Raw genomic sequence first — 14110 nt, 5'->3', positions numbered from 1 at the left:
CGTACCCATGTGATGGAATAGTTTCACATAATATAAAAATATTGTTAGAAAATCGTGTCGAAAAATATTTTTTTGACACCCCACCAACGGGTCAAACCGTTGATAAATCAACATTTATAGAGGGAGGTTGTATCTTAATGGATACTCATTTATTGACAGTAAATGTTGAAAAGGCAAAAGGTAGAATTGAAAAATTACAAAACAAAATTGAGGAATTTCAATCTTTTATTGATAGTGCTAAAAATTATGATCCTTGTACTTTTGAACAAACAGTGATTAAGGAATACGCCAATTTAGGCAGCATTGCCAAAGTACTTAATCTAGTGAATGAGAGGAATTATACGAAGATACAGGATAAAAAGTATACTTCAAGCGACATTACAACGATTTTAGAAAGTAAGCCAATGGATGAATTACATAAGTATGTACAGAAAATATATCGAACAAACAAAAAGAATGGACATCAAAAAAAGCGTGGGTATTATTGATGATGAAAAGAGATAAGTGAAAAAAAGGAAGAAGAGTCAATTCAATCTGGACAGGTAGAATATAAGAATACGGGGACTAAATGAGTAAACTTAGGAATGTCCTTTCTATTAATTGAAAAATCTCAATATATCACTATAAATGACATTTTAATCAACTATCCCGGCTTTAACATAAAAAGTAATAAAATTAAAGAGCCTAATTAGGCAGACCCTAAGCTTATTGTGCATTAGGCTCCTTTTCCATTCGTAAATAAAGCTGACATAAACAGCATTGCATTAATTAGTTGCCGAACACATTTTGTCCCATACTTTCTTTTGATTTATAGATCCTACTTAATCCTTTTTTAAAATTCCCTTCTCCTTTTCACAAAAGGTTTCGACTGTGTTTTTACTCCCATAAGGGGGGCCTGCGGAATATTATGAATGCAAATACTAGTGAGGAAGAATTAGATGAAGAATGGGTAAAACTTATTAAAATGACTCTTGAGTTAGGAATAGCAGCTGATGAAATTAGAAATTTTCTAAATAAGTCTTCTTGATCTCTACGAGGGCTTTTTTTTGCACAGTTTTCATCAAATAATTAACTATCTTAATAAATTGAGAAGGGCTTTTTCCTTCTCTTAATTCATTCCAAAAATAAATGTCTTAATCTTTTTATGCCTTCAAATGCCATAGCAGACGTCCAGAACCTCATTCGTCCTTCATAACCATGTGGAAAATAAGCATATTCCACAAAATCTTCATTTACATTAACAGGTTCAGAAACCTTAATTTTAAATTCTTTCATCTTACTTTTTAACTGAACTAATTATTTTCGCAATTCCTTTAATTTTAATTTAATAAAATTCCGATAGACATCCGGTATTTTAAAATTCAATGTGCGTGTTACACTACAGTCTTTTTCAAGAATTTGTATCAAATATGTTGTGTAAATATAGTCAACGATAAGGTTCTCCTCAGCTTCGTGTATTGGCGCCTTCACTATGATTGTCTCCTCTTTTATTAAATGGTTGGAATCTAATAACATACACTAGTTTTTAGGATATTTGTTGTTTTAACTTTCCCATACATTTTATTCTTACCTCATGCATTGAGGTTAAGCAAACATGAAATTTCCCTTTTTTTATTTTACAAAATCAGTTTATTTTCATTGAAAAATAAACTAATTATTCTTGGGATGTTAGAAATAAAATAAAACTCATCTCATATATTATTCTAGTCCTCATTTAATCGATTAACTTTGTATATATTATAAGCAAATTAGGATTAGCTAGTAAAAAAAATGGTTAAAATTAAATCGTTAGAATAACTTAAAACGCCTTTAAATGTAAAATGGAAATAAAAAAGTAGCTATGGTAAACCATGGCTACTTTTTCTGCAAGTTTGAAACAAATTCAATCAAAGAATTAAGCTTTTCTTTAAGTTTATCGTATTCTGCTTTTAATTCTTCATATTGCTGCTTATCACTTTTCTTCTCAGTTAAAAAATTTATGACCTCATCATAAGTCAAATTGCTTTTAGATATGTTGGGGAATTCCGGCTCTTTAACCTCAATAGATTGGTCCTCGTTCTGTTTACTTTTCTTTAATCCCTTTAAATCCACATCAATTTCTTTACGGAGTTTCTTATTCCACCTGAACCCAACTGAACCGGCAGTTCTATTTAATTTGGCAGCAACGATTTCAAATGCATCTAATAGCGTTTTTCCTTCCTTTATGGCACCAATAACTGTTTCTTTTAGTAAGTTATCTTCATCGGCAGACCAGGTACGTTTTTTACTTAATGAGTTTGTCATTTTAAAACCTCCTCTAAATGCCTTCAATTTTAATATATTATTGAAAGAGGTTATATATGATTTTCAGCCAAAGAAGGAGCGGTTATTATTAAGTTTAAAAGGCAAATATGGAACCATATGCAATATTCAAAAACGCCGAACCACTTCTGAGACATTAGAAATACGAAACGAATTCTTATAGGAAATAGAAGCTAAATCAGTGTAAGTCGAAACCAGTACTTTCGTATTTATAGTAACATGCTGAATATGAATCTTTCGCTCGTTGTTTTTGAGGTTCATTGGTTGTTTTTCGTGTTGTAAGCCTTAATTTGGGCAAACTCTTGTAGTCTGTTGCTAGATCAATGCATAGCAGAGCAGTTGGATTAATACAATTTCTTCAGCTTTGACCACCCTGGACAAACTTTTAGGGTATCGATAGATTATGTTCTGTGCCTCTCTTACAATGAATTTTTGTTATAAATTCCATTTTTTATTTAAAACCTTGACCTTACGCTATGTTAACTTCTCTTCCACCACTACCGAATACAATATTTTTACCACAGCAGCGAGTAGATGTCATTGCATCTTCAATACAAAGCTTGCACTCCTTCTTGTTCTGTTTCATTTACAGCACCAACTTTTATTAACTGCTACATTGCCAGTTAATTAACTAAGCGCTCTTTTAATTTTATTTAGATCAAATTCAGAAATAGTAATTAAAACTCGCAATTGGTTTGCGAGATCTTCAATTACATCAGCATCTAAATCCCTTTACGAATACTATATGAGTCTGTAGCGTCAGTCACTTTTTTTAATCCTTCATCATTTACTAATTTTTTTCCCTTTTAATAATGTACTGACTGTAGTATTTTTGAGGGTGGGATATAAGTTGATTGAGAGGGCCTATTATGTGGAGAAACAGAAATGTGTGGATTATTTTATCAGGAGAGTTTATTACCGGTCTCGGCCTCTGGATGGGTATTATCGGTAATTTGGAGTTTATGCAAGATAAGCTACATTCAGATTTCCTAAAGTCGCTTTTACTGGCAGTCGGAATTCTTGCAGGGGTGTCTGTTGGGCCATATGCAGGCAGACTTACAGACCGGACAAAAAAGAAAACGGTGATGCTGATAGCTGGAATTGTCAGGGTAGTCAGTGTCGTGTTTATGTTCATTGCTATTGCTACAGGGTCCATCTGGTGGATGGCCGTTTTCCTTGTTTTACATGAAATTTCAGCGGCATTCTATTTCCCCGCTCTTCAAGCAGCTATCCCGTTAATCGTGGATGCTTCGGATTTACTTCGGCTAAATGGCATTCATATGAATGTTTCGACCCTTTCACGAATAATTGGAACTGCTGCAGCCGGCATATTAGTAATCATTATGCCTTTATCCGTGCTCTATGCAAGTTCGCTTGTCGCTTATATCGGACTTTTGATCCTTGCATGCTTCCTAAATATTGATGAAAGCAAGACTTTACAACAGGAACAGGTAAGTACCTTTGGTGGAAGCAATTTCAAAGAAATTTTCCCTTTAATAAAAGCTCTGCCGATTGTTTTTATAACTCTAATCATGACGCTGGTTCCTGTTCTTTTTCTCGGAGGATTCAATTTGATTGTTATTAATATCAGTGAAATTCAACATAATTCTGCGATTAAAGGATGGATATATACCGCTGAGGGGACTTTCTTTATGATTGGTGCATTATTCATTAAAAGAATTAGTGAGAAGATCTCACCCTACGTTATTTTGTTTTCCTGCTCATTACTGATTGGTCTATCCCAGTTTCTTCTATTGTTCGCTGAATATCCAGTAATAAGCGTGGCTGCTTTTGTAGCGTTCGGTTTTTCTGTTGGGTGCTTTTTTCCGACAGCTGCTACGATTTTTCAAACAAAAGTACCAAAGGATTTCCATGGTCGTTTCTTCTCCTTCCGAAATATGCTGGATCTGCTAAGTTACCAGATTATCCTCCTTATAACCGGTCTTTTGCTGGATATAATTGGCCTGCAAAATACGTGTGCCCTTTTCGGAGGCTTATCAATCCTGATCACCACAGTCTTCTTTATACGGCACAAACAATTTAAATCACATAACCTCAGACAAGAAAAATAATACAAACAAGGCACGAACCAACTATATGGATCGTGCCTCTATACATAATTGGCCGCAAAAGGTGCTGATTCTAAAATACCACCCAATTAAAAGTGGGTGGTAGAGTAGATTGGTTTTAGTTCTTTTTCCGGATGGATATAGGCTTTGGCACTGTTGACGGCAGTGGGGCCTTCAAAGAATCCTCCTGCAATTAAATGCAGTTTGTTTTGATAGCTTGCAATATCACCAGCAGCGAAGATTCCTTTAATATTTGTTTGCATGAACCGGTCCACTTTGATCCCGCCTTTTTGAAATTCCAGACCCCATTCCTTCATTGGACGTGAATCTATTAAAAAGCCATGGTTCACAAGTACTTCATCCGCTTCAATCATATGCACCTTTCCTGTTTCTAAATTTTTCACAGAAGCACAACTGAGATTCTGTCCATCTCCGTGAAGTTCTTCTATTATATATGGCGACAAAATAGCTGCCGAAGAGTTTCTCAGGTTGGTGATATATCTTTCAAGTCCGGAAAATTCATTCCGACGGTGGACAACGGATAACTGTTTCGTAATGGGCAGCAACTCATTTGCCCAATCCAATGCTGAATTGCCCCAGCCTGAAATTAACACACGTTTGTCTTTGAAGCATTCCAGGGATTCCACGGTATAATGCAAGTGGCGTCCTTCATACTTCTCTGCACCTTCGACATCAAGTTTGGTACTTTTTAATACGCCGAATCCTGTCGCTAAAATGATCGTTTTTGTATGATGCTTTTCCCCGATATGGCTGGTTAGCAGAAATGTTCCATCCTCCAACTGTTCTAACCCGACTACCTGTTGGTTCAAGACAATGGTTGGGTCAAAGGTTCTCGACTGTTCCTCCAGCTGTTTAATCAGTTCCTCACCAGTTATTGCCGGAATACCACCAATATCACGAATGGTTTTCTCAGGGTAAAAATAGGAAACTTTCCCTCCTAGAAAAGGCAAATATTCAATAATTTTTGTTTCCATTTCCCGCATCCCACAATAAAAAGCAGTGAACAAACCAATTGGACCACCGCCAATGATGGTCACATCGTATAGTTTCATTTCATTCCCCATCCATTCAACTATTAAAAGTTTACAACCTTTTGTTTATCCGACTGCTGATGCTTTTGGATTAAATCATAAGAAAGACATACAGGCTTTTTCGTCCTTGGATCCTTTACTATTTCCGCATCAATTTGAAAAACTTCTTTTAACACATTTTGGGTCATGACCTCTTCAGGTGTTCCTTCCTTCACCAAATTTCCCGCTCGAAGGGCCGCCATATGGTGGGAAAAACGGGCCGCAAGGTTAAGATCATGAATGACCATCACAATAGTCCTTCCTTCCTCCCTATTCAATTTTTCCAACAGTTGCAAAATCTCCAATTGATGGGCCATATCTAAATAAGTAGTTGGCTCATCCAAAAGCAATAGGTCTGTTTCTTGAGCAATCGCCATGGCAATCCAAGCACGCTGCCGCTGTCCTCCCGAAAGTGCATCAACAGGCCGGTCCGCAAAATCTGACAGTCCTGTGACATCCAAAACCCAATCAATAACTCGCTTATCCTCATTTGACAGTCTGCCAAAGCCGCTTTGATGGGGCGAACGTCCGAATGAAATTAATTCATATACCGTCAGACCGGTTGGTACTTCCGGGCTTTGCGGCAAAACCGCCATCTTTTTAGCAATTTCTCTTGTAGGAATCTTATGAATCATTTTACCATCAAGATAAATAGAACCTGATTTGGCAGGGTGAACGCGGGCAATTGTCTTTAAAATGGTTGATTTTCCACAGCCATTTGCACCGATAATCGTAGTAATTTGTCCTTTATTAATCTCCAAATTCAAGCCTTCGACAATGACTTTGTTTCCATACCCGATTTGAAGATTTTCTGTAGAAAGTGAAACCACTTTTTCGTTCCCCCTTATTTTGCTTTCATTAATAAATATATAAAATATGGTGCGCTAAAAACCGCTACAATAATCCCAACTGGTATTTGAGTAGGCGCCAGCAGATTTTTTCCAAGAGTGTCTGCCAAAAGCACCAAAAATGATCCCAATAAAGCGGTTAATGGAAGCAGGAGCTGGTGTCTCGGTCCAATCAGTCTTCTTGCAATATGCGGGGCAACCATGCCTAAAAAGGCAATTCCTCCTCCCGCTGCCACACTAAATCCGGCAAGTCCCACTGAAATAAGAAGCAAGAGCCGCCGTTCTTTTTCTACTTTTAATCCAAGACCAGCCGCTACTTGTTCTCCTAAGTTTAGTTGATTTAGGATGTGACCTTTATAAATGGCAAAGGGAAGCAGCAAAAGTATTAGCGGAGTCAAAACGCTGACCATTTTCCAATTTGCTCCCCAAATATCACCAGAGAGCCATACAGCTGCTTGCATAAAGTCTTGCGGATTCATTTTTAATTGAAAAATAATAATCGCTGCACCAAAAGCAGCATTAACACCTATCCCGACTAGGATTAAACGGACCGGATCAATTCCCTTTTTCCATGCTAAGAGGTAAATCATGAGTGCCGCGGTAACCGCTCCAACTAGACCAAAGAGAGGCAATAAAAAGATGCCTAATGTACTGATACTATTCATTGATCCTTGAAAAAAATAAATAAACAAAATCACAGCGAAACCTGCGCCAGTGTTAATTCCCAATATCCCCGGATCAGCCAAATCATTTTTGGCTACTCCCTGTAGAATGGCTCCAGCCGTCGCTAATCCTGCACCAATAAGCAGGGATAAAACCATCCGCGGCAGCCGGAAATCGACTAAAACCAGTTGATCCCGGTCTGTCCCCATTCCAATAAGCGTTTTAAACACATCCAGAGGAGCAATCCGAACAACACCTGTATTCAGACTAAAGATAAAAACGATTATTGTCATGATAAGCAAAAGGCTAAATATTAAAATAAACCTATGAAGTTTTTCTCTTAGCACATTCATTACAGCCCTCTCCTTTCTCCTCGTGCAAGATATAGGAAAAAGGGAACACCAATGATGGCTGTTATGGCACCAACCGGCGTCTCAAAAGGGGCGTTTACCATTCTTGCCGCAATATCGGCGAGAACTAATAACAGCCCTCCAAATACGGCAGATAACGGAATAATCCAGCGATAATCCGAACCAATCATAAATCTGGTAATATGAGGGATCACAAGACCAATAAACCCAACAGCACCTGCAATAGACACCGCTGCACCAGTCAACGCCAAAACTACAATCACTCCGAGTGATTTTACGAGAAGTGTATTTTGGCCCAGCCCTTTTGATACTTCTTCACCAAGGCTTAAAATTGTAATTGAACGTGAAATAAACATGGCAAGTAAAAGCCCGATAATTCCCGCAGTAATCAAAATTTTAACAGATCCCCAATTAACCATTGTTAATCCCCCAGCATACCAGAAGCTCATATCTTTGGCCACTTGAAAATGCAAAGCTATCGCATTGGAAATCGCATTTAACATCGCTCCGACAGCTGTCCCGGCAAGTGCTAGTTTTACGGGGGTCAACCCTCCTTTAGAAAAAGCGCCAATCAAAAATACAAGAACGACACCAAGCCCCGCACCTATAAAAGAAGAGAAGGTAAGAATTATAATAGAAGCAGCTGGGAAAAATGAAAGTGTAACGACCAGGGCAAACGCAGCCCCCTCTGTAACTCCCATAATCGAAGGAGAGGCAAGCGGATTGCGTGTCAATCCTTGCATCACAGCACCAGAAACCGCAAGTAACGCTCCTGTTAACACCGCTCCTATTGCTCTAGGTAATCGGATTTCCCGTATGATTTGATGTGAAGAGGCATCCGGATTAAAGTGGCTAACTGATTCCCAAACCGTAGCTAGTTTAATGTCGGCAGCGCCATAGGCAATCGAAAAGCCAATCAAGATAATGATCAATAAGAGACCTGTTATTAGCAATATAATACCTTTAATCGATGTTTTTAATATTGTTTTCTTATAGTCATGTTGTGATAAAGTGGCATTTTCATTCAAAAAAGAGCACCCTTTCTATAATAAACCACTTACTGATGATAAAAATAATGATAATCATTATCATTAAGTATAATAATGGATCATTAATTTTTCAATAATATATAGGATAAAAACGATCATACAATAAATACCTTCAAATAATTTTCATAATTTAAGGGAATTTTACCGTTTTCCTATTGACTCCACAGTTGAAAATGATTATCATTTGCAGTATTGGAAAGAAATAATACTATTTGAGGAGGAAAAATCAATGTTAGCAAAACGTTTTTATTTATCTTTTTCCCTTTTGGTGATGTTATTTTTAATATCCGCTTGCAGTGCAACAGATAAATCTGATACTGCTAAAACTAAAGACGCTAAAAAAACGGAAGTTACATTAACCGATGCTATGGGAAAGGTGACAATTCCTGCAAATCCCAAACGTATACTGGCCCCGTATATGGAAGATTCTTTGATTGCTTTAGGGGTGAAGCCTGTTGCGCAGTGGTCTATCGGGAATACAGTATTGGATTATTTACAGCCGGAGCTTAAGGGTATTCCGAAAATCAGCTGGGACCTCCCTCTAGAACAAACCATCAACCAAAACCCTGATTTAATCCTATTCAGTTCACCCACTGCTATTCAAAAGGGACAATACGAAGAATATAGAAAAATTGCGCCTACATATGTTTTTAAGGATGAGGTAAGTGCAGATTGGAGGAAACAGCTTACACAAATGGGAGAAATCCTAAATAAACAACAAGAAGCCAAAAAGGCTCTGGAGAAATATGATGAAAAGGTTTTGGAGGCAAAGGGAAAAATTCAGAAATCCATTGGTAATCAAACTGCTGCTATCCTCTGGGTCATGGCAGATAAAATTTATTTAATGGAACATGATCGGTTTAGCGCAAAAGTTCTTTATAACGATTTGGGCATCATACAGCCTGATTTCGTCAAAAATTTAGGACCTGCCGCAACACAATGGGATCCAATCTCTCTTGAAAAACTGCCTGAAATTAAGGCAGACCATATCTTCTTAGTAAGTAAAAAAGGAGAAGCCGGGTTAGAAATTTTATCAAAAAGCTCTATTTGGAATGGACTAGCTGCGGTCAAAAACGGGCATGTCTATGAAATGAATGACCCTAGCAATTGGACCATCAACGGACTAATCGCCAGTGAAAAAACTGTAGATGATGTGGTAGAAGCATTAACTAAAAAATATTAATACACTTAAAAGGTCTACCTGTGAAGCTGTAGACAAATACCATTCATAACAAAAAGAAGATGAATTCCTTTAACATCTAGGGTTTATCTTCTTTTTGATTAGTGTCAGGAAGTGTAACAATTTAGTTGTCATACCCCCTTATTTAATTCTTTCCTTCACTATCCTTACCCTCTGTAGATGCAAAATAAGTTCCTGGTATCATTTTTAAAAAGTAATAAAAAAAGAAACTTTAGGTATTTTCGAATCCACAACAAAGCGTTCCAAGTAAAACATAAATGGAACCATATGAAACTGATATATGCTAAGTTCTTATGATAAAAAAAATATACTTCAACAGTAATCGAACTAATGGAAGGCTATAATCACTCACTAATGGGCCTCCTTGAAAATAGAAGTGCAATCTACAATCTTTAGTTTGTATAGTCGATTTCATAATCCTAGACCATATTGTTCGACTGTCTAACAAACTTTCGAACTAATTTTAAAATAAATGCAAGAAGATAGAAGAGAGCTGGATAGCAAAAGGCAGAGTACCAGTAATTCCACCCATTATGATAGAAATAACCTGATTTTACAGCTGCAAATTCATAAAGAACTGCAAATCCACTCCAACCAAATATATATCCTAGTTTATATATCACTTTTTTGTGAAAAGGATAGTAATTTAGAAAAATTGTGGTGATTGCGGGATAAATCCCTATAATAGCTATTAAGGCAGACCATTGGGGGCCTTTTGTGAAATACCCATATAGATTTAATTTTAAATCCAGATAAACATCTACGTTATCTTGCAAAGTTGCCGCAAAGAATATAGTGGAGAATATCTCAATTGGTGTTAATTTTTTTGGCATAAAAATGGAATATAAACTAAATACAAGTGCGGAAAGTATAAGGAACCACATCGATTATTTACACCACCTAAGCGTACTTAGTTTAACTAATAGGGATTTACAAGTTGCTACTTATACAATAAATGCGCCTTTCCATTTATTGTATTGATTGTAATCAAATCTGTATAATCAAGAATTAAAAATGCAATTTATTTCATTTCACCAATTTTCACATCAAAAATATTTAACAACGATACAATAATTATTATTGATAATAGCCAAGCTGCCAGAGGTCTTTTGTGATGTATAGGCAAAATAAAAAAAATAATACCTGTAAATAAAACCGACCACCACATATTCCATCCATTATGATATGTAATAAATCCAAGTTTATTGTTAAAATACTCTGCACCTATATATACATACCCATAACAAAAACCATAATAACCGTTTTTTCCATCCTTCAGGAAACCTTCCTAGGTATATTAATACAGTTGCAGAGTAACATAGAACCATAGCTAAAATTGTAATCATTGTATGATTAGGTAGGATTAAGTCGTGGAAAATCCACATCGGTTTTTTATAAAGTAAAAATTATATAAAAGATCTCCAATAATTAAATATAAAATGGATGGATAATACCTTTTCCAATTTCTCAAATTGCCCCATATTATCCCTGCTATGATATAGAGTGCGTTTATTAAAATATACATAATTTCATTCCTTTAGAAAGATTAATACTATACTTTCCAACAAGTATAAATTTTATAAACAACATACTCAGAGTAAATCAAATAATTTATATCTTAAAAAACATATTTAATAAAAAAACAATATTATTAAAAGAACCAAATAAAATAAAAAGACAAAATTAATAAGCGTTTAATGGAGGACCGGTTTATCCGTTTGGTAGTAAAGTATTGGGCAATCTTGGAGTATTGTAATACCAAAATTTGCACAATACCAGAGAGCTTGAAAAATAAAATGCACATAATTATCAAGGCTTCTTTTGAACTAGTTACATACTCACAACTTTATAATTTTTATATCTACTAATTCACAAGTAATTAGTCGGAATATGTATGCAAACAAATTATTCCCTTTCGATAAAAACAGTAAGTGATTAAAAAAGAATTGAGAAGGAATAATTGTTTAATTATGCAAATCTTTAAAATGTACTAATTAGCATGATTCATGAAATCAAATATCTAATATCGTAAAAAACATATTTAGTAAAAAAATCAATATTAATAAAAAAACCAAAATATAATAAAAAGACAAAACTAATAAGCATTTAACGGAAGAACGGCTTATCCGTTGGGGAGTAAGGGATTCGGCAACCTTAGAGTATAGCAATACCAAAGTTTTCACAATTTCACATAGATTCAAAAATAAAATGCACATAAATACAAGGTTTCTTTTGAATTAATTACATATTCACAGATTTATAATTTTTATATTCACTAATTCACAAGTAATTATTCGGAACATGATAAATGCAAAAAATTATTCCCTTTCGAAAATCTAGCTAAAGATTAGAAAAGGAATGTAGAAGGAATACATTTTTAATTATGCAATTTTATATATGTTTATTTTTACTAACACGAATAGCCTTCTGAAACATTAATTTTTTCACAAGGCTGATTTTTATTATTAAATTATACTGTAAAGTGTTGGAACTTGACCTTTCACGGTAAATTCTCTAATTTTAGCTTCATGGATTAGGTCGTATGGAACCTTTTTTAAAGCCTCTGGAAGATATCTTCTGAAAGCCATTCTGAAGAAGGCACCAATAGAGTAAAAGTGGAAGGATCCTTTTCTATCCACTTCTGTATGTATGTAAGTTCCAATCTGATCCATTGTTTCTAAAAAAATCTTTTTTATTAAACGATCACGTACTGTAAAGTTCTCTTTATCTTCATCTAAGAGATAGTTTAGTTTACTTACAACCTCTTGCTTAAAAGAAATCATAACGTCTATTTGATCTCTAGGTTTATATTTTACTTGATGGCCATCTAAAAAGTATGTAAGCTCATTTGCTAATTTAGCCATGAGAGGGTTAACATTAAATTCATCTGTGTTCTCTGCTACGCATTCAGGCTTTAAGGAAAAGGAAACTTTCTTTATCCACAATTGTTTCCCTCGAAGTTCAATTCCGGAATACTCAATCGAAAATAGAGCCTCTAAAACGCTTAAAATTTTACGGACACCTTTTGCATTTTTATTTAGTTGGGATTTAAGTGTTTTCATTGTTCGCTCTTGTGTTATTTTTTCCACTTTACCTGATTTGCTGAAAGACATGCCAGTTCGAAATTGGTTAAGTAGGGATAAAAGAAGTTCAATGCCTTCTGGATTTGACGTACGTACAAATTCAGCTAAGATATTTGTATCAAATAGAGCATGTGGAATGATTAAGTAGTTAAGCACCCCCCCATTACGTTCAGGAGTATTATACTTTTCAACATCCTTTAATACCAAAACAGGCAATCCCTCGTGAATCTCCTCTTTTACAAAATGATGCTTTTCTAAAAATTTCTTACCTCCCCAAAGGGTAGAGTATGAGATTCCAAGCTTCTTTGCCCAGAAAGAAAGATTGTATTCTTTTAATATACCGCGTTGGTTTTGTTCAACATGCAATTGCTTTAACATGGTCAAATAGACAACGTAGGAAGAGGCAGCCGGACGCTCAAAGGATTCATCACGAAGAAAACGGAATTCTTCTAATATGGCATGATGCATTCTAAATCCGTCGATTCGTATTTTTTTCTCCATTTAGGCCCCTCCTCTCATCTATTTTCCTAGTTTGAATTATAGCAAAGTGGAATTGGAGGAAATTACGCCCTTTATTAGAGGATTTTAAAAGTTGCACAAAGCACTTCAATCCCTTGCAGGACAAGGGGTTGGAAAAAATTCGAAAAAATTTTATGTGAGAGGAAACGTCACGTTTTTTTGAAAAACATGCACATTGTGAGAGGAAACGTCAATGCCTTTCAATTCAATAAATGTAGAGAAATGCTGATATATCAACCTTTTCACCATGAAGTGCTACTAATAGGAAAAGAAAAAGCTAAATATCTGTACACCATACTGTGCAAGTTTGTGTGAGAGGAAACGTCATTTTTTCTCATATTTAAACAATGTGCAGCTAAAATTGTGCATGATTTTAGCTTTATTTGGGAATATACGTTATTTTTTTTGTTTATTTATGTCTTATATACTGACAGAGAAATGTAGTTCTATCATGGGTGCGTGCACATTGTGAGTGCTAGCGTCATAAAAACTATAAGATGCACATATGTATTGTTGGTTTTGTGTGATAGGAATCGTCATAGATAGTGATTACCTTAAGAATAGTGTGCAAGTAAATGTACTGTGTTGAAAGTTGGTACAAGTAATTGAAATTGTCTCAATAGGTATTACTATTAAAGTGCACATTGTTAATCGAGGCGTCATAGAGAAGGTGTTATCTCTTATGTACAATTTACATTTAGCTTTCATAAACGGTGGAAGGCGGGCCAATTGTTATGTTGAGCGTTAAAGATAATTGTGCACATTGTGAAGGGAAACGTCATAGGAAGAAAAAGTTCTGTGTGCAAGATACAGGAATGATTTCAAAAACGCCGCAAGGAACAAACTGATACTGAACATCTTAACTTAAAAAATGTGCACATTGTGAAAGAAACCGTCATACAAGGAAAAATATAA

General features: G+C 35.4%; 11 protein-coding genes and 1 pseudogene. 4 read left to right on the top strand and 8 right to left on the bottom strand.

Annotated elements, in window-relative coordinates; genetic code table 11:
* The coding region (locus M3183_RS21450) for a hypothetical protein (RefSeq protein WP_251472812.1) at positions 1-488 on the top strand (488 nt) is incomplete at its 5' end.
* A 419-nt stretch (positions 489-907) separates the two neighbouring features.
* Positions 908-1027 carry an anti-repressor SinI family protein gene (locus tag M3183_RS21445; RefSeq protein WP_251472811.1) on the top strand — a complete coding sequence of 40 codons (120 nt, stop codon included), beginning with the start codon at positions 908-910 and terminating at the stop codon, positions 1025-1027.
* An 86-nt stretch (positions 1028-1113) separates the two neighbouring features.
* Here M3183_RS21445 and M3183_RS27625 read toward each other — a convergent pair.
* Together M3183_RS27625 and M3183_RS21440 are read right to left on the bottom strand one after the other, a co-directional pair.
* Positions 1114-1515: pseudogene (locus tag M3183_RS27625) on the bottom strand (hypothetical protein).
* 339 nt (positions 1516-1854) lie between these two features.
* Entirely contained in the window at positions 1855-2283 is a 429-nt protein-coding gene (locus M3183_RS21440) for a hypothetical protein (RefSeq protein ID WP_251472810.1), read from the bottom strand.
* An 887-nt stretch (positions 2284-3170) separates the two neighbouring features.
* Between M3183_RS21440 and M3183_RS21435 the strand changes: the two genes are divergently transcribed.
* Positions 3171-4373, top strand: a complete 1203-nt coding sequence (locus M3183_RS21435) for an MFS transporter (protein ID WP_251472809.1) — start codon at positions 3171-3173, stop codon at positions 4371-4373.
* 86 nt (positions 4374-4459) lie between these two features.
* On the opposite strand, the gene M3183_RS21430 is transcribed toward M3183_RS21435, so the two are convergent.
* The 4 genes from M3183_RS21430 to M3183_RS21415 are packed head-to-tail and all read right to left on the bottom strand — an operon-like array spanning position 4460 to position 8371.
* Positions 4460-5455, bottom strand: a complete 996-nt coding sequence (locus M3183_RS21430) for an NAD(P)/FAD-dependent oxidoreductase (RefSeq protein ID WP_396953748.1) — start codon at positions 5453-5455, stop codon at positions 4460-4462.
* A gap of 11 nt (positions 5456-5466) precedes the next feature.
* Positions 5467-6291 carry an ABC transporter ATP-binding protein gene (locus tag M3183_RS21425; RefSeq protein WP_251472807.1) on the bottom strand — a complete coding sequence of 275 codons (825 nt, stop codon included), beginning with the start codon at positions 6289-6291 and terminating at the stop codon, positions 5467-5469.
* 14 nt (positions 6292-6305) lie between these two features.
* On the bottom strand, positions 6306-7325 hold the full coding sequence (locus tag M3183_RS21420; protein WP_251472806.1) for a FecCD family ABC transporter permease: 1020 nt from the start codon (positions 7323-7325) through the stop codon (positions 6306-6308).
* Positions 7325-8371: a FecCD family ABC transporter permease gene (locus M3183_RS21415; protein WP_396953747.1), complete on the bottom strand. Its 1047-nt coding sequence runs from the start codon at positions 8369-8371 to the stop codon at positions 7325-7327. Before M3183_RS21415 ends, M3183_RS21420 begins: the two co-directional genes overlap by 1 nt.
* 250 nt (positions 8372-8621) lie before the next feature.
* Between M3183_RS21415 and M3183_RS21410 the strand changes: the two genes are divergently transcribed.
* Positions 8622-9575 (top strand): ABC transporter substrate-binding protein, encoded by a 954-nt coding sequence (locus M3183_RS21410; protein WP_251472803.1) that lies wholly within the window; start codon positions 8622-8624, stop codon positions 9573-9575.
* Positions 9576-10012: 437 nt separating this feature from the next.
* Here the strand turns inward: M3183_RS21410 and M3183_RS21405 are convergent, their stop codons facing one another.
* Positions 10013-10477 (bottom strand): CBO0543 family protein, encoded by a 465-nt coding sequence (locus M3183_RS21405; RefSeq protein ID WP_251472800.1) that lies wholly within the window; start codon positions 10475-10477, stop codon positions 10013-10015.
* A gap of 1581 nt (positions 10478-12058) precedes the next feature.
* Positions 12059-13177 carry a hypothetical protein gene (locus M3183_RS21400; protein WP_251472797.1) on the bottom strand — a complete coding sequence of 373 codons (1119 nt, stop codon included), beginning with the start codon at positions 13175-13177 and terminating at the stop codon, positions 12059-12061.
* Positions 13178-14110: the final 933 nt, after the last annotated feature.

Source organism: Neobacillus mesonae (assembly GCF_023715155.1).
In the GTDB taxonomy this organism is placed as follows: Bacteria; Bacillota; Bacilli; order Bacillales; family Cytobacillaceae; genus Neobacillus; species Neobacillus mesonae_A.
The sequence above is the reverse complement of the archived record's forward strand: the minus strand, read 5'-3'. Positions and strand labels throughout refer to the sequence as shown.